The sequence below is a fragment of the Colwellia sp. PAMC 20917 genome, assembly GCF_001767295.1.
GTDB lineage: Bacteria > Pseudomonadota > Gammaproteobacteria > Enterobacterales > Alteromonadaceae > Colwellia_A.
The window spans coordinates 3,041,746-3,065,124 of sequence record NZ_CP014944.1 but is presented as its reverse complement, the minus strand read 5'-3'; the positions used below and the strand labels follow the sequence as shown (position 1 = coordinate 3,065,124).

The following is a 23,379-nucleotide window of genomic DNA, read 5'->3' as shown; positions in this document are numbered from 1 at the left end:
AGCGATATTAAACACTCATCATAAAAATTAATTTTGAACATAATAAACCTAATAAAATACATTGTTCGTCCAGCCAGTTATGGCGTGATGATAGCTGTCACTTTACTTCTGTTAGTGCCAGAATTACGTAACAACACTTTGCAAGTACTGCAAAACAATCAACCACAGCAACAACCATTATCTTATGCAAAAGCAGTAAGCACTGCCAGTCCTGCAGTTGTTAACATCTATTCAGAAGATATAAGCACTAGCCCTGTCTATGGTGCAAAAGCAAGAAGGTCTACCCGCTTAGGTTCTGGCGTTATCATGGATTCTAACGGCTATATATTAACCAATTTTCACGTCGTACAAAATGCTGATTTAATTAATGTTGATCTGCAAAATGGCCAACGTTTTTCTGCAGAACTTATTGGTTATGATACTTATACTGATTTAGCCGTTCTTAAAGTAGACACGGCTAACCTACCGGTTATTCCACAAAGAGCTGATTTACAATCACTTGCTGGTGATGTTGTTTTAGCGATAGGTAATCCACTAAATTTAGGACAAACAGTGACTCAGGGCGTGATTAGTGCCACAGGTCGTAGCGGTTTAAGTGTCATTAATTATTTAGAATTATTACAAATGGACGCGGCCATCAATGATGGTAATTCCGGCGGCGCGCTTATTAATACTAATGGCGAGTTGGTAGGTATTAACTCAAGAAAGTTCATTGATACGGAAAGGAATATTCAGGGAATATTTTTTGCCGTTCCTTATTCACTCGCCCATAAAGTGATGCGAAAAATAATTGCTAATGGTCGGGTAATACGTGGCTACTTAGGCGTAAGTATCAACTCGCTACCAAACAACTTTAAAGGTTTTACTATTGCTGGCGTTGAAAAGAACAGCCCTGCCTTTAGAGCTGGCTTACAACCGGGTGATATCGTTTATCAGATTAATAATGTCGCCATTAGTTCATTTATACAAGCACAAGATATTGTGGCTGAAACTCAACCTGGCAGCGTATTACCTTTTAAATTAATACGAAAGAAACAGTTAATAGAAGTATCTGTCACTATTTCTGAAAAGACAAAAAATTAGCCCTTAAATAAATGATAATGCCGAATGTGTTTTATTTCTTGCGCGAAAAGTTAACAAAGATCTGGCGCTGTTGATAAACAGTTGCCTAGCTCGTTCAGTTCAGTTCAACAAGACAGTGATTAAATTATAACGCCAAATGTATTTTATTTCTTTCGCGAAAAGTTAACAAACATCTGGTGCTATTGATAAACAGTTTGCCAAGTTCGTTCAGCTCAGCAGAAAGTGATTAAATTATAACGCCATGGGTGTTTTATTTCTTGCGCCGAAAGTTAACAAACATCTGGCGCTGTTGATAAAGAGTTTGCCTAGTTCAGTTCAGCAAGACAGTATTGATTACGGCCATTGTTTTTCGCCTGATAGAGTAAACTGTCCGCTTTTTGCATAACATTAGCGACAACAACAGACTGAGATGACTTAACCACCACAGCACCAACACTGACGGTTAATTGTGGCGACACACTAGAATACTGATGTTTAATTTTTTTATCTTTGATCGCTTGAGCAATATTACTGAGCATAATTTCAGCGCCCGCTTTATCACAATCAGGTAAGATAATAACAAATTCTTCACCACCATAGCGTGCGATAAAGTCTCGTGGTCGTACACAGATCTCACGAAGCGCCTGTCCGACTTGCCTTAAAGCAACATCGCCAGCGCCATGACCGTAGCCATCATTATATTGTTTAAAGTAATCTATATCGAGAATTGCCACGAGTAGATTGGTATGCTCATATTTATTTGCTGCAACTTCATCTTTTAAAACAAGATCCATCTTACGCCGGTTATTAACCCCAGTTAAGGCGTCAATATGAGCAATTTCATCTAACATTTTACGTTGGCGAATTAATTCTAAATGCATCATCACGCGAGCAATAACAATGTTGGGTTTAAAGGGCTTATAGATATAATCACAGCCACCTAAATTAAAACCACGCTCTTCGTCATCATCATTAGCTAAACCTGTGATAAAAATGACCGAAACATTCATTGTTTCAGGGTCATTTTTCAAAGAATCGATGACCTCAAAACCAGAAATATCAGGCATAATCACATCTAATAAGATAAGATCAGGAAGATGTTTTCTAGCAAGTTCTCTGGCTTGTTTACCATTTTTCGCAAAAATAATTTTTGCTTGTTCCTGCAACAACTCTTTTAGCATTTTACGGTTTGCTTTATCGTCATCAACAATTAAAATGATTTGCTCTAAAGTTTTCATTTTCCGCTATCAACTTTTTCTTTTAAAACAGATAATAATCAAGCCAAACTTGACCCACTCATACTCACTTGCCCTTGAGCCGATTAATAGACAAGTTTATTCCTTAATGCTCCGATACGGTTTAATGCGCTAGCGTATTCGACATCTTCAACTAATTCGACAATATTATCAACAAGTTCAACGAGGTCACTTCCTCGGGTATATTCGAGTAACTGCGGTAATAAGTCTTCGACTTCCGCATCTTCTTTCTTAAGTAAGTCGACAATAGAATTTAACAGTACGAGTAGTAGCTCTTTGTTAATGGCCTTTTTAGGCTCATCAGTTAATAACGAATCTGTATTGCTACTAGTCAAGGTCGCTAAGGCTGATAATATCGTCTGGTGTTCTGTTATTAGTTGTCTCATGAGTGATAAACAGTGCTCAGGTTGCTCTTTTATTTTTCCTTCTAGCTCTGCTGATAACTCAGCTAAACAGGTGGCACCAATATAAGCGGCATTCGATTTCAAAGAATGAACCATTCGATATAGACTTTCAACATCTTTATCTTGGTAAGCTTGCTCCATTTTTTGGGGGATTTTTAGGGTACTTTTATGAAAGTTGATAACGAGTTTTTGATAAATGTGCTGTCTGCCACCCATCGCCAGCAAGGCTTTTTTACTGTTTAAACAACTCAGTTGTGCAATGCGATCCATTAACGTTTTTTCGGAGTTATCCGAAATTAACTCAGTAACATCAAGATTTTTTTCTTTAATATCGACAGATTTGTTTACCACGGCATTAATTTTATCACTCAAGTATTTTGCCATTAAACTAAATAACGCGTTAGGGTCAATCGGTTTAGTAAAATATTCATTCATACCAGCTGCCAAACATTTATTGAGTTCATCTGGCATCGCGTGAGCTGTCATAGCGATAATAGGCAGTTTTTCAAATTGGGCTTGTTTTCTAATTTCTTGTGTGGCCGTTACCCCATCCATTTCAGGCATTTGAATGTCCATCAAAACTAAGTCATAGCTTTTATTGGCTAATTTATCTAAGGCGATAAGGCCATTTTCTGCAACATCAACATTCGCCTGGGTATCTTCTAAAAACCCTAAGACGACCTGTTGGTTTAACTCATTATCTTCAACCAATAATATGTCGGTTGTTGAAAAGTCCATTAAACTTGCATTTTTTATACTGTAAAAATCTTCATCAGGGGAGATTTTTAATACGTCCATCATCGCCTCTAATAGCAAGCTGGCATTAACAGGTTTCTCTAAGAAGCCATCAATACCCGATGAATGTGCTAACGGCATGGCATCACTTTTATCAAATGCCGTTACCATTAACACTGCTCGAACGTTATATTGATTTTTATCATCTTGTATCGCTTTAGCAAAAGCAATACCGTCCATTTTAGGCATACGCCAATCAGTAATAACCACATCATAAGATTTATTATTACTTTTTGCTGTTGCTAACAATGCTAATGCTGTTTCTGCGCTGGCTACGGCGGTAATTTGACAATGAAACTCTTGTAACAACTCAGTAATAACATTCAAGCAAAGCTCATTATCATCCACCACTAAAATATTAAGTCCTTTAATAGCGTCAATATTTATCAGCTCATTGCCCGGTAAATCGCTTTTTTCACAGACAATATTAAAGCTAAATTTACTGCCTTCTCCTAACGTACTCTCAACCCAAATTTCACCGCCCATCAAACCACTTAGCTCTTTACAAATGGATAAGCCTAAACCTGTGCCACCAAATTTTCGGGTAATTGAACTGTCGGCTTGGGTGAACGACTGAAAGAGGTTATTCATTGTTGATTGTTCGAGACCGATACCCGTATCACTCACACTAAATTCAAGCGTTAGCTGATTACTGTCATCAGCCATTAATGACTGTTTAGCCAGACCGACTTCAATAAGGATATGTCCTTGTTCGGTAAACTTAATGGCATTACTCACTAAGTTCACTAAAATTTGCTGCAGGCGCACCGGATCAGACTTGATATGCTTCGGCACATTACTATGTACTTTAACAATAAGCTCTAAATCTTTAGCATGAGCACGCAACGCACAAATATTATTGGTTTTCTTAATTAAGCCCCCCATATTCATTGTCACCGACTCTACTGACATTTTACCGGCTTCAATTTTGGAGAAGTCTAGAATATCGTTAATTAGCCCTAAAAGCGCTTGAGAAGCGTCTTGAGTTTTGCTAATTAAGTCTTTTTGATGGGGATTTAAATCAGTTTTCAGAGTTAAATAACCTAAACCAATAATAGCATTCATCGGTGTGCGAATTTCATGACTCATTTTTGCCAAAAATTCACCTTTTGCTTGCATCGCATATTCGAGTTCGACGGTACGCTCAGCGACTTTCGTTTCTAAACTTCGGTTAATATCGAGCAAGGTTAAATGCGTTTCAACACGCGATAATAGTTCGTATTTTGAAATGGGTTTAGTTAAATAATCATTACCGCCAGCAGAAAAACTTTCAACTAAGTCAACGACTTGGTTTTTAGCCGTTAAAAAGATCACTGGTAATTCATTAACTGAATATTTTTCTCGAAGTTTTCGACAGACTTCATAACCTGAAACTTTTGGCATCATAATATCAAGTAAAATTAAATCAAACGGACGCTCCCCTGCCAACAAGCCTTCACTCGCTTGTTCAATAAGTGCTAAAGCTTGCTGACCACCGTGAGCTTGAAAAAGCTGATAATTCAGCGGCAATAAATAATTATTTAACACTTGACGGTTAATCGGATCGTCATCAACGATTAATACTCGAAAATCATTATTCTCTTTATTAGTCGTGTTCTCTTTTGATGATAAAGTCTCAACAGGAAAGTAGTCAATCGTGTCATCTAAGGCCTGTAACCGTGATAACTGCTGCTTAGTTTGCTCATGGTTTGCATCACCCACGGCGATAAGTTCACTTAATTCACTATCACTTATATCGTAAATTGGAAGCGTAAAACTAAATATGCTGCCTTTATTCTGTGTCGAGCTTACCGTTATAGTACCGCCATGTAACTCAACAAGCTGTTTAGAAACCGCTAAGCCTAAACCTGTGCCATTTGCAGAACGTGTCTCGTTACCGGTAACTTGTTCAAATGATTTAAAAATAGTCGCCAAATTTTCTGTTGCAATACCAATCCCAGTATCACTAATATCAATACAAACAAATTGCTGTTCATCGGTATGGCTATTGCCCACTAATTGCGCAGAAATAGTCACGGTACCTGATGGGGTAAACTTAATGGCATTGCCGACTAAATTAAAAAGAATTTGCTGCAAACGGTCCTCATCAGCTTTGACCGCAGGGAAATCTTTAGCAATATTATTAATTAGTTTGATGTTTTTTGTTTTTAATGTAGCTCGAGATAAAGTAAAGACCACATCAACCATACTGTTAATATCAATTGCAGAGGTGTATATTTGTAAACCATGATTTTTTAATTTTGAAAAATCTAAGATATCATTCACTAAGTTTGATAACCGTCGACCACTCGCCACCACCATAGATAAGTCATGATTCGCTTTTTCCGGCAATTGCCCAGCAACGCCGTCAATTAATGACTCGGCTAAACCAATAATACCGTTTAAAGGAGTGCGCAACTCATGAGAAGTATTCGCTAGAAATTCATCTTTTAATTTATCAACACGGGTTAAATGAATATTAATAGCCTGTTCTTTTAAGCGTTGATAATTCAAACGATAATTAAAAGCGACTAATAAGCCAACAACGATAATAAAATAAAGGCTGAACGCCCACCAAGAAAGCCAGGGTGCTGGTAATACTGTAACGTTTAACGACTTTCCTTGTTCATTCCAATAGCCGTCGCCATTACTGGCTTTTACTCGAAATACATAATCACCTGCCGGTAGATTGGTGTAAGTAGCACGACGGTTTTTTGCATCGGTATAAACCCATTTCTCATCAAAACCTTCAAGTGTGTAAGCATATTTATTACTCATCGGCTCAGAAAAGTGGAGAGCTGAAAATTCAAAAGTGATCAGTTTTTCAAGGTGAGTTAACGTTAGTTGTGTTAATTCATTGATGACAGCATCAAGCATAAATGGCTGATCATTTTTATTGCCACTTTCTTCATATAAGCCCACTTTAACCGTTTCGTTATGTACCAAAAAATTGGTTAGAACAATGTTTGGTAACCTGGTGTCGTCTTTAATATCTTGTGGATAAAAATGGTTATAACCATTGACGCCACCAAAGAAAAACTCACCCGATTTGCTTTTGTAATATGAAAGCGTGGCAAACTCCTTTGATTGAAGTCCATCGGTAACATCATAGTTTTTAAAATTTTCTGTTTCTGGATTAAAGCGTGACAAGCCATTAGTCGTACTCAACCATAAGTGACCTTGTTCATCTTCTAGGATGCCATAAATTGCAGTACTGGCAAGGCCATGTTTTTCTTTATAATGGGTGAAATTTTCTGTTAATGGGTCAAATTTATTTAAACCATTTGAAGTCCCCAACCATAAAATACCGTCGCTCGTTTGATGAATTGCATCAACAAATTGATCACTAAGGGTATTGTCATTTTTTGGGTCATGCTTAAAGTGCGTAAAAGTATTCGTTTTAGGGTCAAACTTATTCAAGCCACTAAACATAGTGCCGAGCCAAAGAAAGCCTTTATCGTCTTTATGTATCGCCCATATATTATTACCTGACAAAGAATTTATATTGTTAGGATCGTGCATAAAGCGAGTAAACTTTTTAGTGCGCGTATCAAATTTATTGAGGCCGCCGCCCCAAGTACCTATCCATAACGTATGCTCATTTTCTTGAAAAATAGGTAATATATTATTATGGCTAATACTGTTTGGATCATCAGGGTTATGTATAAAGCGGGTAAAAACTTTTGTTTTAACATCAAAAAGATTTAAACCACCACCAACGGTACCCACCCAAACACCTTGTTTTTCATCATTGATTAACCAAGTAACCGCATTCGCTCCTATGCTATTATTATTGGTTGGATCATGTAAATATTGATGATATTGGCCAGTCGTTTTGTCATATTCATTTAACCCTGATTGATACGTTGAAATTAATAATTTATCGGTAGAGTGTTCCAAGAAGTGAAAAAAAGCACTGCCTTGCAAGTGATTTTTTTTTGTTACATCTTGTACTTTATGGTTAAATTGTTCTCTAGATACGTCATATTTATCAATACCATTAATATATGTACCTATCCATAAGTTATTTGCATTATCATTAATAATGGCCCTGATATCATTGTCGATTAGGCTATCAGGTTTTTTCTTGTCTGATTGCAGATGCTCAATACTTTTGCTGATGAGGTTATAACGATAAATCCCCTTATTCCTAGTCGTTATCCATAAGTCATTATTATTCCGTAGTAAAAATGAGGTAATATGGCTACTAGCAAGTTGATTAATTAATGTTTTGTGATCACTAAGCAAACCGTTTTTCTTGTGGTATAAATACAAACCATTTTCAGTACCCAACCATAATGTATTATCGTCATATTCTAAAAGGCTGGTGATACTTTGCTCTTTAAGATCTACTTTCACAGCGTTCAGCGTCTTAGCTTTCACATCAAAAAAACTAAGTCCACCTTGCGTACCCAGCCATAAATCATTGTTGCTATCTTCTAGAATAGCTAGAATATTGTTTCGTAAGGCATTATTTTCTTCACTCTGGTGGGAGAATAGAGTAAAGCTTTCGCCATTAAATTTATTTAATCCATTTTTGGTGCCAACCCATACGCTACCAAACTTATCAGCAGTCAATGTTTGAACCATATTGTTACTCAAACTATTATTTTGCTTGTTGTCATGTAGAAATGTAGTAAATGACTCCGTACTTTTATTAAACCTATTTAAGCCGCTTACTGTTCCAAACCATAAATTTTCATTGCTGTCTTGGGTAATCGACAACACATTATTATTAGATAAACTATCAAATTTATCGCTATTGCTGCGGTACACTGTAAATTGATAACCGTCAAAGCGATTAAGACCATCAGTAGTTCCAGCCCAAATAAAGCCTTGTTTATCGTGATATAGAGCTTGTACTGATGCTTGTGATAACCCTTGGTCACGAGAGAAGTGATCAAAACTATACTGCGAGTTTTCTGCATAGCTGTGTAGCGACGTAGCACATAATATGATGAGGGAAAATAATTGAATTAAGCCGCGCATTTGTTTCTTCTTTTTATAAATAATGATTCAAGTAAGCTGGTATGTAGCTTAAATATAAAGTGTGACATCAACAAGTTATAATTAAAATTATCACTTGACAAGAAATTCAATTAATTACTATGCCAGCAAAAAATGAAATTAGCCTCGATGGTCATGCCTTACTACCGGTTGAGTATAATGCGCCGGCGCAGCACTTTATTGTTAGAAATTCACAGGGTAAAGAATTTGGCGACCAAGGCTATTGCTATATACCTTATGATTTTTTTATTGGTAAATATAACACCAATCAAATAAACAAGGCTAAAGAAGCACAAGATAACACCTTTAGCTTTTGGTGTCTGACTCATGACTAATTACTGAGTAACAAGTTATGAGACACAGGGGTGACCATTTAATGGCATTAATCTCAGGTAGATAAACTTAGGTACATAAACTTAGATACATTAGCCTAACCATCAATCAATACCGTTAATATTTGCGGATTATTGTGCAATGTTCGATGCACAGGACAACGGTCAGCTATTTCCATTAATCGTTTTTTTCATTATCACTTAACAGCCCAAACAACTGAACTTTGTGGAGTAATGATTCTATCTTTTGATCATGCTCTGACGCTTTGTCTACATCATTTAAATAATGACGCTCGTGGGATAAAGAAACTTCATCGTGCTGAAGCGGTATTTTTTTATGGTCGGCATACACACGAATGGTCATTGCCGTGCAAGTGCCTAAAGCAGCAAGTAAATGTTCATAGGGATCTGGACCTGAATTCTTCCCACCTGACTGAGTCGGTTCATCTGCATACCAGTGATCAATCAATTGAATTAAATCATAGTGAGACTTATGTAAAAACTTATCATTATAAAATTTTGCTTGTCGCTCAAATATAAATGATTTTAAATCATAAGCTTACTGGCGACATCCTGTGCTAATGCAAATAGCCCTAAACTCATATCCCAAGCCTGTCGGTGATTACTCAGGGTGATTAAATGCACTCTAAGACTAACAGGCTTATCTTTATAATGTTCAGACACTGCCAGTAACGTTGGCCAGGTAGTGCGAGAATGTGGGCATTGAATATCAATAAAAGCATCAAGAGTAATGAGTGCCGCTGCATCACCGAGAAGGAAGCGGCTCGGGCAATGAGGAATAGGTATCGTCATTACAAATATTTCCCGGTATTACTTATCATTGATGATTATAGTTAAATAAATTACCTATGAGACTGTTGAAACTTTGCCATTGAATAACTGTTTTTCAACGAGTCGGTCTAACGCAAAACGCCCACCATTAAAGATAACAACCAATGCGAGTAATACTCCCCATAATACATGTTCAGCATAAGCAACTGGCGCAATATCTTCTAAACTTATCACAGCAACAATATTAACAAAAAACAAACCTAAAGCAGAAAATCGACTCGCTAATCCAGCCATTAATAACAAGGGTAAAATAATTTCTGCACCGGTACCTAAATAAGCGGCTAATTCAAACGGTAATACAGGTACTTGATATTCATATTCAAATAACATCAGTGTACTCTCCCAATCTCTGAGCTTTGTTAATCCCGAGGCGAAAAAGGCCCAAGCAACATAAAAACGCGCAGCTAACAATGCGACGGGTTCTAACATACTAATTTTACTGGCAACATTACGATAAAAAAGGCTGGTTTGTAAAAATAGATTTTGTAAAGTATCCATGGTTATTTCTCTTTAAAATAATAAATTAAGTTACGTTCAATAGCACTAATCAGCCATTGTTCAAATGAAAATTCGTTGTCATGATTAACCGCATTAAGGGCTTGTTCTAATGATTTACCAGCCAGTAAGTCATTGATAAAACGACCTTCATTGATAGTTAATGTTGTTACTTTGGGCTGATATTCGGGACGGTAAACCATCACAAATTGTTCTAAAGGTTTTACTGATAGTGCTTGCTTTGCATTATTCATTGCCATTTTTCGTTGAAGTTCATCTTCATGATGGTGTGCATAAAAAATATCTTCTAATGGAAATGCTGTTTTCAACACACGCACATTCTGATTAAATTCAATAAAAATATCCTTAGGTTCACTTTCACCAAGCACTTGCAATGACGTTTGTACCAAGGTCTGATCACGACCATTTAATGCACAATGAATGTGCCAATCTAGAGCAGAGCAATCAGAAATATAAGGATAAATCATAGCTATTTTTGTTGTTTCTAAAAAGTGAGAAAAATTTTCTCCCCATAGAGCCCAGTCGCCTTGGTCTGGTGGCGATTTCCTTAAAAATTGATAAACTAGGTCTTCGCCAATATCACTATCTAACAATTCAAATACTGTTGGAAAACTAATCGTTAATGCTCGTTGAGCGTTAGCCAGTAAGTTTCGTCGATAAATGTTAATACCTTTAGCATCAAAACCACATTGTTCTAAAACGGTTGAACCTTCATGCCAAATAACGTCTAGCAATATTTGCTGAAGACTTTTATTGGGCTCATTTCTAGCTGGTTGATTAATGCTTAGTTCAGTTTCAGGTTGTTCACTCATGTGCTCTTTCTCACTAATACCGCATCGGCAATATCACGCGCTTTTTTAGCTTCAGCAACCAGTACTGACCACTCGGGCAAGTCGCTATCCCATTCAATAAGTGTCGGCAGTGCCCCAAAACGGGTTAGCGCTTTTTTATAGCCTAACCAAACTTCATCAGAAACGGGGCAAGCATGATCATCAATGGTCAACTCTCCGACCAAAGGTATGCTACAACCGGCTAAGTGAATTTGTGCCACACTCGCCACGGGTAATTCATTCATATAATCAGTGATAGATTGCTGAATATCGCTGTTATCAAAATTCACACTATTAACGGCAATGTTATTAATATCTAACAATATTTTTGCCCCCGTACGTTGATAGAGCTGCGCTAAAAATTCAGCCTCTGAAAGATGGCTTTCATCAAACTTTATATAAGCAGAAACATTTTCAATGATAAGTTCCCGCCCTAAAAAATCTTGTACTTTTTCAACTTGTTCGCACATCGTGGCTAACGTCTGCTGAGTATGGGCAATCGGTAACAGATCACCACTGTGAATAACTTGCCCTTGTTGCTGTCCCCAAGTAAAACAGGCATGTTCAGACATAAGAAACGGGTCAATATTTTCCGTTAATTTTTTCAAACGATCCAGGTAATGCTGCGGAATATTCTGTACAGAGCCAAGCCCCATTGACGTTGAATGCAAACTGACTGGGTATTTTTCTCTAACTTGTTTAAGTACAGATAACGCAGCGCCGCCTTGACCAAAAAAGTTCTCCGAATGTACTTCAATAAAATCAACCTGTTTGGGTTGAGTTAATATGTCGGTAAAATGAGGGTGCCTTAGACCAACGCCTATCATTACATTACTGTTTAATACCGACATACTCATTATTTAAGCGCCTTTCGTTGCTTTATAAAGTTTTTTAGCATCTGCTTTTGATAGTCCGCCAAGTGTTGAGCAAGTGCCTTTTGTTACTAGCTTCCATTCACCCTTATCGTTATCAACCTTTGACTGACCGGCACATGAATGGGTACCCGCTAAATTTGCACAATCATTTTGTGCCGCTTTTGCTACGCCATAACATTTTTCTTTCTTATCTGCTGCTTCTGCTGGTGCAACAATACCTGTCGAAATTACTGCAGCTAGTGCTGCACTTACTAATAATTTATTATTCATGATTTATCCTATTATTGTTTAAATGAGCAACTAGGTTTGTTGCTCTAACCATTGTATTAATTGTTGTGGTGGTAACCCACCTACACGTTGATCCATAATTACTTTATTTTTCACCAACATCAGCGTTGGTACACTACGTATACCATAATCAGCGGCTACACTTGCCATACTATCGACATCAATTTTAATCGTGTTAAATCTATTCTTCATCAGGTCAGAGACTTCCTCAACGATGGGAGCCATTGTTTTACAAGGCCCACACCATGAAGCAGTAAAATATAACAGTGAATATTGATGCTGAGATAATAGATCATCAATTGAGTCATCTATTGCTAGTTTTTTCATCATCAAGCCTTACCTAATGGGTGGATATTAGTCGTAAATTTTTTCAATTTGCGCTTCTGTTAAGCCTTTAATATCGGTCCAATTGGTCTGAGCTGTTTCAATGTAACCCGGAATATCTGTTACCCATTTTTTTTGCACGTCTTTATTGAGGTTTAAATATAATTTGTCGCCACGGATATGCCAGGCCATAGGATCGGTATCAAACTTTTTATTCATCGTAACGCCAAAAGCACAGAAACCACCGTACTGTGGTGCATATTTACTGGGTTCAGATTTAAAAAGGTCACGATTATCTGCCGTAGAAAACTGGTAAATAGCGCCGTTGTAAGCTGCAGTGAATTGATCTGAGCCTTTCGTTGGTGAGCCTTTAGTAAAATAAGATACCGTATCATAGCCTTTAATCGCTAAATCATTGCCATTGGCATTTACTTCAATATTCGCCGCAAAACTTAAACTGCTAACTAATAAGGCAGAAGTCGCGAAGGTAGATTTTATCAATGTTGAAATTTTCATTTTTTTGCTCCAGTATTTAATTTTTACTGTGTCATGTTCAAGGTTTGTTTATTAATAAGGATGTTTCCTTGGTTGATAATATAGGCCTTTCAATTACCTAAAAGGAATGAGATAGTCCTAACTTTGAACCCAATCGTCCAGAATAGGTATAAAGAGAGATAAAATGGATCAACTTTCAGTCATTTTGCAACGCTTTTCGATGAATACTGAGGTTTTCTTTACCGGAAATTTATGTGGTATTAGTCATTTTAATCGCGAGCAAAATCAGGGACACTTGCATTTACTTCGCAGTGGAGAGTTAACGCTGATTGATGAGCGGGGTAAACCTCAATTAATTAATGAACCGACCGTGTTATTTTTCCCAACACCTCATGCTCATCGTATTATTGGTAGTGAGCATAATCCTCCTGAATTAGTTTGTGCTAACATCATCTATAACGAAAGCTCCTCTAACCCCATCGCTAATGCTCTGCCTGCGAGAATGTTCTTTACACTTGGCGAAGACGAAAAACTGAAACAAACTGCAGATTGGTTATTCGAAGAAGCATTTCACGAACGATGTGGACGACTTCCTATGATTAATTCGTTAACCAATATCTTTCTTATTCATGTACTTCGCCATGTACTCGATAATAATATTATGCAGCATGGATTACTCGCAGGATTGGCCCACCCTCAAGTCTCGAGGGTATTATTAGCTATTCATAATACGCCACAGCAACAGTGGAGCTTAGAAGAAATGTCTGAGCTTGCAATGATGTCCCGTTCAAAATTTGCAGATATTTTTAAATGTACTGTTGGTCAAAGTCCAGGAGATTATTTAATTGATTGGCGTATTGTTGTGGCTAAAGGCTTACTAAAACAAGATAAATCTGTGGCATTAGTGGCTAATGCCGTTGGTTATGAAAATGGCTCGGCATTAGCACGGGTATTTAGAAAAAAACTGGGAATATCCCCAAAGCAGTGGCTTGAACAAACACGCTAACTTAATTTGACTATGTGACAGGACTTATTTTTTTGGGCAGCCAAAATTTGCTGCTATTAACGAGAGAAAGATGATGGAGTGTAAGTGAAGTTTATTGTGTTTTAATAACAAAATACTTTAGCCCTACTAATGAAGTTATCTTTAATAATAAAACAAGCTATTGAAAAATAGATTATAAATAATAATTTATGCAATACTGATGTTGTTTTTATTTAACCGCCAAACCGTAAACTAAAAAACATTACAATTTTTATTTGCTTAAACATTTAGCTTCAATATGATCTATTGATGAGAAGATAGCGGTATATGCAGGGAGATTTTTGGTGAAAGAACATTTAGTCAATAAAAGTAAGGTTAGACGACTAACAAACGCTGATTTTGGTCAATTATCCACGGGTGAATCGACACAACTTTTTACCCTACAAAACAACCTTGGGACTCGGATCAGTATTACTAACTTTGGCGGCATAATTACCGCCATTAACACGCAAGATAACAAGGGTATTATTGCTGATATCGTTTTAGGTTACGATAACATTGAAAGCTACGAACACGACCCTTATTATCTAGGCGCCCTAATTGGTCGCTACGCTGGTAGAATTAAGCAAGGGACTTTCAGTATTGCTGATGAAACTTTTCAGCTGGCCTTAAATGCTCCTGACAGCCAACTTCATGGAGGAAAAAAAGCCCTTAACAAGCAATTATGGCAGGCCAATACATTTCAAAATAACAGCTCGGCAAGTGTAGCGCTCACTTATACTAGCCCTGATGGCGAAGAAGGTTTTCCCGGCACCGTTAACTTCAAAGTAATTTATACTTTAGATGACGATAACCAATTCACCCTTGAGTATTTTGCCAGTACCGATAAAGCCACCTTAGTTAATTTAACGCAACACAGTTATTTTAATTTAGCGGGACATAACAGTGGTAATATTTTAGATCATCAAGTTTATATTAATGCTGACCATTTTTTACCTATGTGTGAACGTGTCTATCCGACAGGTGAAAAAAGACCGGTTGCTGGAACGGTTCATGATTTTACCAACGCTACAGACTTACGTACTTTGGGCGATGAAATAAACGGTGAAGATGAACAAATAAAAATTGGCTTGGGTTATGACAATTATTGGCTTTTAAATAAAGAATCTTTAGCGGGGGAAGTGCTTGCAGCACAAGCTGTCGAAAAATACTCTGGGCGTTGCCTAAGTATTTATTCAGACCAACCTAGCTTAATTTTATATACCGCCAATTATATTGACGGTAGCCAAGTAGGTAAAGACCACTGCCGATACCAGTCACGCGCTGCACTTTGTTTAGAAACCCAACGCGCTAATAGCTTGCACAAAGGTTGCTCTATCGACAATGTGCTATTGACCCCTGAAGCAGATTTTTATAGTAAGACTCGCTGGGTTTTTTCATGTCTTTAAAATGAAGATCACAGATAAAAAGGATCGGTAATCCTTTTTATCTGCTGGTAATTACTTAACGAAAAACATGATGAGTGCACCAGCCATTGCGCCAAATAACGCCGCAAATAATATTTGCATATTTGGGTTAAAACTATTGTCTTCTTCATCTGAAAACGCTTCATCAAGCGCTTCAAGTAAAACTATCTCAGTTTGTGCTATTTCAAAAACCGACGCGAGTCCAAGTACCGTATCTTGAGAAGCATTACCGTAACGTTCTACGCGTTGCACCGTTCTTAAGCTAATAGCGCAGGCATCAGCTAAATGTTGTTGGGTCCAACCTTTGGCCGTGCGAAGCTCTTTAATTTTTTTGGCATTAACATCCATCTTATTCACCAAACAACATAAATAAAACGTTAACGGCTAAAAAACCACAAAGTGCACCGGCTACAAAGCAACTTGGGATGAACCACCAGAGTTTATCTTTACTGAGTTGAAGACTTTTCTTTAGCGCTTTTTTAAGTGTTTTTACATGGACATCATTTTTGATTAACGTACAGTGAGTTTCACCGGTAAACATATTAACAACATGTAATTCAACTTCATAAGAGTCTGCACCAATAGAAAAATGATGAATTGATTTACGTCTAAACGACCATTTTCCAGAGACTAATACATCATCAACATAAAGTCGCTCTTTACCATTAACCGCTGAGCAATTTAAGTAAACCGTATGGTCACCTTCAATAAAGCTATAGTTGAAACCCTTGCGAAAACTTATCGTACCTTCCAAATCTCGTTTAGCCGTTGTCATATTCGGTGGTATATTTTTTTCTGAGTTTTTCTTTGTCGTGTTTTCTGCATTATTTTCCATGATGTTGCCTTAGTTAGTCTTATTGGTGTGAGGCCAGTAAAACTTTTTTCGGTAATAACGTCTGCGTCATTGAGGTGACAGTACCCCTAAATGTCATATGACAACATCAGTGTCACATGAACTAACGTATTGAAAATATTAAACAACACAAAATAAAAGAGGGCAACATAATTGTTGCCCTCTTTTATGCTAAGTCAACCTAGTTAACTATACATCTAATAAATCTTTAATTTGTTGGGTGATTTCATCGATTCTATTAATATCTATCGGGGCAATAAAGATAGTATCATCGCCAGCTAATGTGCCTAAAATTCCGGCGGGTTCACCTAAACTGTCTAGCATTCTCGAAATCAATGGCGCACCACCAATACCGGTTTTCAAAATTATTTGCATATTATTATGCTTAACACTGACCACAACTGACTGAATAGATTGCTTTGATTTAGGTACTGCAAGCTCATCAGGTAAAATATAAACAACTTCAGTATTGGCGTTACGCATTTTAACTGCGCCAAGTTTTGACAACAAACGAGATATTTTCGCTTGTGACATGTTTTTAAAACCTTGCTTATCTAAAGCTTCAGCGAGCTGACTTTGTGAACCGTAGCATTGATCTTTTAATAAGGATTTAAATGCTAAAACTAATTCTGCTTCATTTTTTTTACGGCTAGAAATCATATCTTCGCTGGTACAGTGGTTATATTATTTTTTATTTTAAGCGATTAACACTATATTCACCTAGACAAATTTATAAAAAGTAGTGTTAACTTTGTATTTTCACTAAAGAAATAGCACCTAAGGATACAACGCCACATAAATCAAGCCTTAGCCCAAAACAAAAAAAATTAAAAACTGGGTAATAAATATCTGAATATAATGACTTTTACGATAGTGCTCCGCGAGGAGATACCCTTCTTTCATTCCATTAGTATCCGGGTTTACCCTTCGTTACTTTTGATTTACTGCTGATACGCTAAGCAGCAATTTTACTTTACTCGATAGTTATACATATTTACTTGCTTACAATTTTTAAACATTTTTCAAACGCATATGTCTGACAAAATTTGCTTACATTTGTTAACATTTAGTTATATAAAAATAAAAAGAATTTATCGAAGAATCATGAACAATCATCTTTCAATGACCGATCGCTTAATAGGCTGCAAATAATGTTGAGTAAAAACTTAATGAAAAGTACCTATCAACTGTTGTTTTTATTACTGACATTTATATCAGTACCCGCTTTAGCTGCTGATCCACAACATGAAAATGAAACTACGGTCTTTGATAAAACATTCAGCTGGCAAGTTATGGGTGGGATCTCAGGTATTTATCAACAGAGTCAATTAATGGGGGTTGAGCCATCAGAATTTGAAGATTACCTTAATATTTCACTGTTAATTGATGTTTATTACAAAGGTTTTTTTATCCAATCAAATCATCGTCGCTCTGATGCTGTCACGCTAGGAGGTGAAATAGGCTACGAACTCATTGTTGAAGACAATTGGGAGCTCGATATTATCACCAAAACTTATGTACAGGGTTATCAGCCTAAAGAATTAATAAAAAATAGCGACTCTGGTATCGCCACTTTACTCGGTTTACAAGAAAGAGACTCGGGTGAAGGGTTAGGCTTTCGTTATTCCCACTTTTATGAAGATGCTATTTTATCGGTTGATGTCGCCGCACTTATCACCGATGGTTGGGTTGCTGATATCTTTTATAGCAAGTTGCTCCCTTATAGAAATTGGGATATTTATCTTGGCGCAGGTCTTACCCACTATTCATCACAAGTGACTGATTACTTTGTCGGTGTTAATAAAAATGAAGTTTCAGATATGCGTTCTTTTTATAAACCCGGTAGCAGTTATAAAGCACAATTAGAAGTATTTGCTCGCTACCCTATCTCTCAAAAGTGGTCGTTTAATGGTGGTGTAACTCAAAGTTATTATTCTGCCTCTTATAATGATAGTCCTCTAATTGGTCAGCAACACTTAACACAAGTGATGTTAGGGGTACTTTATGTCTTTTAAATTTAGCAAAGGACTTGCTAAAAAGTGGTTATTACTAAGCTGTTTATTCGCGGGTTCGACGTTTAGTGTCGCCGCAGAAATAACACAGGAGAAACAAGTTCAGCAGTTCGAAAAATCGCCAGAAAATCACGTGAGCATTTCAGCACAACCTGCGAACTGTATTGCTTTGCGATATGGTAGAACCTGTTACGCTAACGTAAAAATAAACTGGTCTAGCGATATTAAACAAGATTATTGTCTGTTGATTAAACCAGAAAAAACAGCACGAAAAGTTCAGCAAAACATAAAATGCTGGAAAAGTAGCAATGGCAACGAAATTATTTTTAATTTTGAATCAAATAAGAAAATTGAATTCCAGCTGATGTCCTCTAAAGACAAGCAAGTTATTGCAGAAACCGCAGTAGAAGTAAGCTGGGTACACGAAGCAACCCCAAGAAAACGTCGCTGGCGTATATTTTAATGCTAACGTTAGCTGTAATAAGGATAAAAAAATGACCAGTCGAATCTTATTAGTAGAAGATGATTTAACCTTAGCTGATTGGGTTTGTGAATATCTTCGCGAACAAAACTTTGTGGTTGATCATGTCGCTCGTGGTGACTTAGTTATGGCCGCCATGGCAAAATTTCAACCACAATTGGTATTACTCGATATTATGTTACCTGGTTTGAATGGCATTGAAGTATGCCGTTTGATTCGCCAAGAAAGCCAGTTACCAATAATAATGCTCACAGCCAGAGCAGATGAGTTTGATGAAGTTATAGGCTTAGAGGCTGGTGCCAATGACTACGTAATAAAACCTGTTCGTCCACGCGCCCTACTAGCAAGAATAACGGGTGCGCTTAAGCATAGCGCGCCAACCGAGTCATCTACACAAATAATAACCTTCGGTTCACTCATTATTAATGGTGAAGCTAAGCGCGTCACCTATAAAAATGAAGAGGTAGAGTTATCGACCAGTTTATTTGCCTTTTTAACTTTTCTTGCTAGCCATGCTGGCGAAGTGGTTGACAGAGACACTGTATTTAAAGCGTTAAAAAGCCGCGAATATGACGGACAAGATCGCCGTTTTGATGTGATGCTTTCAACACTACGGAAAATATTTAAAGACGATCCACAAAAACCACAAAAATTTAAAACTGTTTGGGGTAAAGGCTATTTATTTGTTGCCGATGCGTGGGCTGAATAAAAAATGAAACGCTTGTATATCAGTATGGTAGTTGCCGTGTTGGGGGCATTATTCATTATAAGTTGGGGACTAGATAAACTGGTCGCAAAACAAGGTAATGAACATGAAAATACAGAGTTAGTGGTTTACCAAAAACTCATTGATGGTTTTGAGCAACAGTTATCAAGCATAAAAGCTGATGGATTATTAGAAAAAACCAATCAATTAGCAAAAAACTTTCAAGTCAATGTTTCACTTGAAAGTACAGATAACATTGCCCTGCCCCCCTCTTTACTGGCACAACTCTCACAACCGGGTGGTTTATTACTCGCCTCTCAAGATGATGCCTATTTATTAAGAAAGATATCCTTGTATCCACAAACGCTGATACATTTACAATTACCACCTATGGTGTCAGAAAATGAACAAGAAAATCTACTTTTCACCTTGATCCTCTATCTAGGGATTTGTGGTATTTTACTGCTGTGGCTGTTGCCATTGACTCGTCGCCTTTATTTACTGACATTTGCCGCTGCCAAAATTGGCGCTGGCGATCTATCAATACGTGTTCCTTATAACCGTTTGTCTTATATAAACACCTTAGAAAGCAGCTTTAATAATATGGCGGCGCGCATAGAGAAGTTGGTTGCTGACAATAAAATTCTTGCCCGCAGTATTTCTCATGATATTCGCACACCTATGTCATGCCTGCGGTTTGGCGTTGAAGCAGCATTAGACTGTGATGATTTAAACAAAAAAAATAACTATCTTTTGCGTATGGAAAACGAATTGACCCGCATGGAAGATATGACAACTGCATTTCTTGACTATGCGGGTATGGAACGACAGAGCTTTCATTTAAATACCGAATTAATTGATGTCAATAACCTCATTGAGCTCGTGACCAGCGACTGTCAATCATTAGCAGAGCAACATAATATTAAATTAACTTGTCAGTCGTTAAGCATAGAGAAATTCTATTCTTTAGACTTTCATTGGTGTTATCGCGCCGCATTAAACTTAGTCAGTAATGCTATTCAGCATGCCAATTCACAAGTCATATTATCGTTAGAGCTAACCCAGCAGGGGTTTTCCATTGCGGTAGAAGATGACGGCAAAGGTATTCCAAAAGATAAACGAGACGTCATTTTTTCACCTTTTATAAAACTTGATAGTTCACGTTCACGAGAGCAAGGACACTTTGGTTTAGGGCTTGCTATTAGCGCTAAAGTGATGGACTGGCACCAAGGAACCATTAAAGTCATTGCAGGTCTTCATTTATCAGGGGCACGATTTATTCTACTCTTTCCACCGCAGAGTCAAATAGAAAAATAATAATCATTTACAATACTTTGCTACCAACACAAGGTGTGATCATAATAAAATGAGTATGCTATTATCGTTATCATTTACAGAAAGAATGATTAAGCGGTGACTGCAATTTTGTATAAGAACCCTATTAAGTTAATTCCCGTCCCTACTTACGGTAAATATGAGTAATGCTAAAGCTTTAACTTCCTATATTTATAACTTTCTATTAGTATACCGCCTGATTTCATCTTGATAAAATTAACTAAACCCTTTTAAAATAAAGGACTATTTTGTTTTTTATTTTTCAAAACTAAACACTAGCAGTAAATAACTATGAGTAAAGTTGTTAATAACAACCTCCTAAAACAAGTGCTAACGAACTATCGATGTTCTGTTGATCAATGTAGCGTATCTCCTTTAGGAAATGGCTTAATTAATAGCACTTACTTAGTGCGGAATATTAACGATAATTTTGTTTTACAACGAATAAACAAAAACGTTTTCAAAAAGCCAGAAGACGTCATTAATAATGCTGAATTGATTAACCTACATTTATTAGCAAAAAAGCAGCAGAATTTATATTCGCTATCGCCAATATGGCAAATACCAACTATCGATAAACAACCTTTTGTTATTGATGAACACAAAGAGTATTGGCGCGCTATTGGCTATATACCCAACTGTTTTACTGTTGAAGAAGTTGAAAACCCCCTACAAGCACGACAGGTTGGCTCAGCTTTTGCTAAGTTTACGGCAGCATTAAGTGATTTTTCTGCAACGTCATTAACCGAAACTATTCCTGACTTTCATAATTTATCTAAACGAATGAATGATTTAAAAACGGTAGTTGAGACCAATGCTAAGCAGCGTTTATCTTCATGCCAAGCACTCATTGATTTTTGTTTTGCACAGCAAGTTTTTATTGATGAAGTCGCTAGCCTTACTCAACAACTTCCGCTGCAAGTTACCCATAACGATACTAAAATTAACAATTTATTATTTTGTGCTAAATCCAACCAACCACTGGCTGTCATTGATTTAGATACCTGCATGCAAGGATATCTTATGCATGACTTTGGTGACATGGTAAGAACTTGCTGTTCAAATTTACCTGAAGATGGCAAAGATTTAACCAAGATGGCCGTTAGATTTGATATTTACAGCGCGCTAGCGCAAGGCTACATAGAAGCTTTTGGTGACAAAATGTCGGCACTTGAACGACAAAGCTTAACGATTGGTGCACAATTATTACCTTTTATGCTCGGCGTTCGATTCTTAACTGATTATCTAGATGGCGATAATTACTTTCATGTTAAGCATCAAAGTCATAATCTAGAACGTGCTAAAAATCAGCTTAACCTTTATCAGTTGTTACATAAAGATCGTAAAAAACTGAATAAAATAACCTCTGATTGTGCCCTCGCCATAAGTTGACTCCTGCTGTTGCCTTTGGTGGGACTTATAAACGGGTAAAATAAAGTTGTTACTTATATTAAAGGCGACACGACCTGCTAATCAATCAATTCCACCTTATTTGTTACCTGTTATTTAGCCACTTTTGCAATTGGAACCACAAGTTATAATGTCTGATGAATACAATAAAGTATTTTATAAACGACTAGTTTGACCTTATTGTTATTGTTTGTTTTTTAACCTACACTATTTTCAAAATATAATAATAAGAATAATAATGGCTCGCTATAATAACGTCACTCCAAGGTTTATTAAATACACCATGTTAGCAAGCCTTGCATTTATATTGATAATTGCCAGTAACTTAGTTAATAACATCACAACATTTACTCAAAACGATAATGAACAACAATTTGCGGAGGTAAGCACATTGCAAACCAGCATTGGTCAGCAAGCTCGATTCTCGCTCTCTGATGGTTCAAGAGTTAAGCTCAACACCAATAGCCTAGTCGAAGTCAGTTTTTCAAAAAAAATGCGCTTATTAACGCTTATAAAAGGCGAAGCAAGCTTTGATGTTACTAAAGACAAAAGTCGACCCTTTATGGTCAGGGTGGGTGAAAGATCGTTTACCGCCTTAGGGACTATTTTTAATATAGAAAAAAAATCAAACAAAGATATCGAGCTTGTTGTGACCGAAGGCCGTGTTTTAATTAGCGAGTCATACCAGCCTATTGATCAATTAGTGAAACAACAAACAAGGTTAACAACAGAACGTTTACCTGGTGTAGTAATTGCGTCAGGTGAAATTGCCACCATAGAAAATAGTGCCTACACCGCGAATAAAAGAATGTCTTTTGAGCAAATTCAGCGAGTACTCGCTTGGCAACAAGGTATGTTAGTTTTTAATGGTCAACCCTTAGATGAAGCTTTAACTGAAGTTAGTCGTTATACCACCATAAAGTTTGAAATCATTGATAGTAAACTCACCCAAACAAAGGTCTCAGGTTACTTTAAAGCGAACGATATCGATGGGCTGCTTGAATCTTTAAAAAACAACTTTAATGTTCAATTCGAAAAAGTAAATAATAACATCATTCGTTTAAGCCTAAGCAACGAAAAAAATCACTAAAGCGGTCATTTCTAGGCTGACACCGA

The 23,379-nt window shown here is 36.9% G+C and carries 23 protein-coding genes; 10 read left to right on the top strand and 13 right to left on the bottom strand.

Features of this window, described 5'->3' with window-relative positions; all coding sequences use genetic code 11:
* Positions 1 to 33: 33 nt before the first annotated feature.
* Entirely contained in the window at positions 34 to 1,083 is a 1,050-nt protein-coding gene (locus tag A3Q34_RS13210; RefSeq protein WP_231907357.1) for a trypsin-like peptidase domain-containing protein, read from the top strand.
* Between the two features lie 305 nt (positions 1,084 to 1,388).
* On the opposite strand, the gene A3Q34_RS13205 is transcribed toward A3Q34_RS13210, so the two are convergent.
* Together A3Q34_RS13205 and A3Q34_RS13200 are read right to left on the bottom strand one after the other, a co-directional pair.
* The gene (locus A3Q34_RS13205; protein WP_070375778.1) at positions 1,389 to 2,300 is read right to left on the bottom strand and encodes a GGDEF domain-containing response regulator; all 912 of its coding nucleotides are present in this window, start codon (positions 2,298 to 2,300) and stop codon (positions 1,389 to 1,391) included.
* An 83-nt stretch (positions 2,301 to 2,383) separates the two neighbouring features.
* Positions 2,384 to 8,485, bottom strand: a complete 6,102-nt coding sequence (locus A3Q34_RS13200; protein ID WP_070375777.1) for a response regulator — start codon at positions 8,483 to 8,485, stop codon at positions 2,384 to 2,386.
* 119 nt (positions 8,486 to 8,604) lie between these two features.
* On the opposite strand from A3Q34_RS13200, the gene A3Q34_RS13195 reads away from it, so the two are divergent.
* Positions 8,605 to 8,838: a hypothetical protein gene (locus A3Q34_RS13195; protein ID WP_070375776.1), complete on the top strand. Its 234-nt coding sequence runs from the start codon at positions 8,605 to 8,607 to the stop codon at positions 8,836 to 8,838.
* A gap of 175 nt (positions 8,839 to 9,013) precedes the next feature.
* Here the strand turns inward: A3Q34_RS13195 and A3Q34_RS20585 are convergent, their stop codons facing one another.
* The 8 genes from A3Q34_RS20585 to A3Q34_RS13155 all read right to left on the bottom strand — a co-directional run bounded on the left by A3Q34_RS20585 (position 9,014) and on the right by A3Q34_RS13155 (position 13,036).
* Entirely contained in the window at positions 9,014 to 9,304 is a 291-nt protein-coding gene (locus tag A3Q34_RS20585) for an OsmC family protein (RefSeq protein ID WP_070375775.1), read from the bottom strand.
* Between the two features lie 77 nt (positions 9,305 to 9,381).
* Positions 9,382 to 9,648 carry a DsbA family protein gene (locus tag A3Q34_RS20580; RefSeq protein ID WP_070375774.1) on the bottom strand — a complete coding sequence of 89 codons (267 nt, stop codon included), beginning with the start codon at positions 9,646 to 9,648 and terminating at the stop codon, positions 9,382 to 9,384.
* A gap of 54 nt (positions 9,649 to 9,702) precedes the next feature.
* Positions 9,703 to 10,185 carry a DoxX family protein gene (locus A3Q34_RS13180; protein WP_070375773.1) on the bottom strand — a complete coding sequence of 161 codons (483 nt, stop codon included), beginning with the start codon at positions 10,183 to 10,185 and terminating at the stop codon, positions 9,703 to 9,705.
* Between the two features lie 2 nt (positions 10,186 to 10,187).
* Positions 10,188 to 11,015, bottom strand: a complete 828-nt coding sequence (locus tag A3Q34_RS13175; RefSeq protein ID WP_070375772.1) for an HvfC/BufC N-terminal domain-containing protein — start codon at positions 11,013 to 11,015, stop codon at positions 10,188 to 10,190.
* Positions 11,012 to 11,890: an MNIO family bufferin maturase gene (gene bufB / locus A3Q34_RS13170; protein WP_231907356.1), complete on the bottom strand. Its 879-nt coding sequence runs from the start codon at positions 11,888 to 11,890 to the stop codon at positions 11,012 to 11,014. The genes A3Q34_RS13175 and bufB overlap by 4 nt, the downstream gene beginning before the upstream one ends.
* 3 nt (positions 11,891 to 11,893) lie before the next feature.
* Positions 11,894 to 12,178 (bottom strand): BufA1 family periplasmic bufferin-type metallophore, encoded by a 285-nt coding sequence (locus A3Q34_RS13165; protein WP_070375771.1) that lies wholly within the window; start codon positions 12,176 to 12,178, stop codon positions 11,894 to 11,896.
* A 30-nt stretch (positions 12,179 to 12,208) separates the two neighbouring features.
* Entirely contained in the window at positions 12,209 to 12,526 is a 318-nt protein-coding gene (locus A3Q34_RS13160; protein WP_070375770.1) for a thioredoxin family protein, read from the bottom strand.
* 24 nt (positions 12,527 to 12,550) lie between these two features.
* Positions 12,551 to 13,036 (bottom strand): YHS domain-containing (seleno)protein, encoded by a 486-nt coding sequence (locus A3Q34_RS13155; RefSeq protein WP_070375769.1) that lies wholly within the window; start codon positions 13,034 to 13,036, stop codon positions 12,551 to 12,553.
* A gap of 163 nt (positions 13,037 to 13,199) precedes the next feature.
* On the opposite strand from A3Q34_RS13155, the gene A3Q34_RS13150 reads away from it, so the two are divergent.
* Together A3Q34_RS13150 and A3Q34_RS13145 are read left to right on the top strand one after the other, a co-directional pair.
* Positions 13,200 to 14,021 (top strand): AraC family transcriptional regulator, encoded by an 822-nt coding sequence (locus A3Q34_RS13150; RefSeq protein ID WP_070375768.1) that lies wholly within the window; start codon positions 13,200 to 13,202, stop codon positions 14,019 to 14,021.
* A gap of 323 nt (positions 14,022 to 14,344) precedes the next feature.
* The gene (locus tag A3Q34_RS13145; RefSeq protein ID WP_070375767.1) at positions 14,345 to 15,448 is read left to right on the top strand and encodes an aldose epimerase family protein; all 1,104 of its coding nucleotides are present in this window, start codon (positions 14,345 to 14,347) and stop codon (positions 15,446 to 15,448) included.
* Positions 15,449 to 15,499: 51 nt separating this feature from the next.
* Here A3Q34_RS13145 and A3Q34_RS13140 read toward each other — a convergent pair whose 3' ends face one another.
* The 3 genes from A3Q34_RS13140 to argR form a co-directional block, all read right to left on the bottom strand.
* Positions 15,500 to 15,814 carry a helix-turn-helix domain-containing protein gene (locus A3Q34_RS13140; protein ID WP_070375766.1) on the bottom strand — a complete coding sequence of 105 codons (315 nt, stop codon included), beginning with the start codon at positions 15,812 to 15,814 and terminating at the stop codon, positions 15,500 to 15,502.
* A 1-nt stretch (position 15,815) separates the two neighbouring features.
* Complete coding sequence (locus tag A3Q34_RS13135; RefSeq protein WP_070375765.1) at positions 15,816 to 16,301, bottom strand: hypothetical protein; 486 nt, start codon at positions 16,299 to 16,301, stop codon at positions 15,816 to 15,818.
* A gap of 207 nt (positions 16,302 to 16,508) precedes the next feature.
* Positions 16,509 to 16,979: a transcriptional regulator ArgR gene (gene argR / locus A3Q34_RS13130; protein ID WP_070375764.1), complete on the bottom strand. Its 471-nt coding sequence runs from the start codon at positions 16,977 to 16,979 to the stop codon at positions 16,509 to 16,511.
* 491 nt (positions 16,980 to 17,470) lie between these two features.
* Between argR and A3Q34_RS13125 the strand changes: the two genes are divergently transcribed.
* The 6 genes from A3Q34_RS13125 to A3Q34_RS13100 all read left to right on the top strand — a co-directional run bounded on the left by A3Q34_RS13125 (position 17,471) and on the right by A3Q34_RS13100 (position 23,353).
* Positions 17,471 to 18,334: a MipA/OmpV family protein gene (locus A3Q34_RS13125; RefSeq protein WP_070375763.1), complete on the top strand. Its 864-nt coding sequence runs from the start codon at positions 17,471 to 17,473 to the stop codon at positions 18,332 to 18,334.
* Positions 18,324 to 18,794 carry a DUF3019 domain-containing protein gene (locus A3Q34_RS13120; RefSeq protein WP_070375762.1) on the top strand — a complete coding sequence of 157 codons (471 nt, stop codon included), beginning with the start codon at positions 18,324 to 18,326 and terminating at the stop codon, positions 18,792 to 18,794. The genes A3Q34_RS13125 and A3Q34_RS13120 overlap by 11 nt, the downstream gene beginning before the upstream one ends.
* Before the next feature lie 31 nt (positions 18,795 to 18,825).
* Entirely contained in the window at positions 18,826 to 19,521 is a 696-nt protein-coding gene (locus tag A3Q34_RS13115; RefSeq protein ID WP_070375761.1) for a response regulator transcription factor, read from the top strand.
* 3 nt (positions 19,522 to 19,524) lie between these two features.
* On the top strand, positions 19,525 to 20,835 hold the full coding sequence (locus tag A3Q34_RS13110) for an ATP-binding protein (RefSeq protein ID WP_070375760.1): 1,311 nt from the start codon (positions 19,525 to 19,527) through the stop codon (positions 20,833 to 20,835).
* Between the two features lie 309 nt (positions 20,836 to 21,144).
* Positions 21,145 to 22,245, top strand: coding sequence for a phosphotransferase enzyme family protein (locus A3Q34_RS13105; RefSeq protein ID WP_070375759.1), 1,101 nt, complete (start codon positions 21,145 to 21,147; stop codon positions 22,243 to 22,245).
* Positions 22,246 to 22,501: 256 nt separating this feature from the next.
* Complete coding sequence (locus A3Q34_RS13100; protein ID WP_070375758.1) at positions 22,502 to 23,353, top strand: FecR family protein; 852 nt, start codon at positions 22,502 to 22,504, stop codon at positions 23,351 to 23,353.
* The last annotated feature ends 26 nt before the right edge of the window (positions 23,354 to 23,379 follow it).

Bases quoted from the DNA above. Each gene is read 5' to 3' on its own strand.
- A3Q34_RS13205 (WP_070375778.1), bottom strand. From the start codon at position 2,300: ATGAAAACTTTAGAGCAAATCATTTTAATTGTTGATGACGATAAAGCA.
- A3Q34_RS13200 (WP_070375777.1), bottom strand. From the start codon at position 8,485: ATGCGCGGCTTAATTCAATTATTTTCCCTCATCATATTATGTGCTACG.
- A3Q34_RS13195 (WP_070375776.1), top strand. From the start codon at position 8,605: ATGCCAGCAAAAAATGAAATTAGCCTCGATGGTCATGCCTTACTACCG.
- A3Q34_RS20580 (WP_070375774.1), bottom strand. From the start codon at position 9,648: ATGACGATACCTATTCCTCATTGCCCGAGCCGCTTCCTTCTCGGTGAT.
- A3Q34_RS13180 (WP_070375773.1), bottom strand. From the start codon at position 10,185: ATGGATACTTTACAAAATCTATTTTTACAAACCAGCCTTTTTTATCGT.
- A3Q34_RS13175 (WP_070375772.1), bottom strand. From the start codon at position 11,015: ATGAGTGAACAACCTGAAACTGAACTAAGCATTAATCAACCAGCTAGA.
- bufB (WP_231907356.1), bottom strand. From the start codon at position 11,890: ATGAGTATGTCGGTATTAAACAGTAATGTAATGATAGGCGTTGGTCTA.
- A3Q34_RS13165 (WP_070375771.1), bottom strand. From the start codon at position 12,178: ATGAATAATAAATTATTAGTAAGTGCAGCACTAGCTGCAGTAATTTCG.
- A3Q34_RS13160 (WP_070375770.1), bottom strand. From the start codon at position 12,526: ATGATGAAAAAACTAGCAATAGATGACTCAATTGATGATCTATTATCT.
- A3Q34_RS13155 (WP_070375769.1), bottom strand. From the start codon at position 13,036: ATGAAAATTTCAACATTGATAAAATCTACCTTCGCGACTTCTGCCTTA.
- A3Q34_RS13150 (WP_070375768.1), top strand. From the start codon at position 13,200: ATGGATCAACTTTCAGTCATTTTGCAACGCTTTTCGATGAATACTGAG.
- A3Q34_RS13140 (WP_070375766.1), bottom strand. From the start codon at position 15,814: ATGGATGTTAATGCCAAAAAAATTAAAGAGCTTCGCACGGCCAAAGGT.
- A3Q34_RS13135 (WP_070375765.1), bottom strand. From the start codon at position 16,301: ATGGAAAATAATGCAGAAAACACGACAAAGAAAAACTCAGAAAAAAAT.
- argR (WP_070375764.1), bottom strand. From the start codon at position 16,979: ATGATTTCTAGCCGTAAAAAAAATGAAGCAGAATTAGTTTTAGCATTT.
- A3Q34_RS13125 (WP_070375763.1), top strand. From the start codon at position 17,471: ATGTTGAGTAAAAACTTAATGAAAAGTACCTATCAACTGTTGTTTTTA.
- A3Q34_RS13120 (WP_070375762.1), top strand. From the start codon at position 18,324: ATGTCTTTTAAATTTAGCAAAGGACTTGCTAAAAAGTGGTTATTACTA.
- A3Q34_RS13115 (WP_070375761.1), top strand. From the start codon at position 18,826: ATGACCAGTCGAATCTTATTAGTAGAAGATGATTTAACCTTAGCTGAT.
- A3Q34_RS13110 (WP_070375760.1), top strand. From the start codon at position 19,525: ATGAAACGCTTGTATATCAGTATGGTAGTTGCCGTGTTGGGGGCATTA.
- A3Q34_RS13105 (WP_070375759.1), top strand. From the start codon at position 21,145: ATGAGTAAAGTTGTTAATAACAACCTCCTAAAACAAGTGCTAACGAAC.
- A3Q34_RS13100 (WP_070375758.1), top strand. From the start codon at position 22,502: ATGGCTCGCTATAATAACGTCACTCCAAGGTTTATTAAATACACCATG.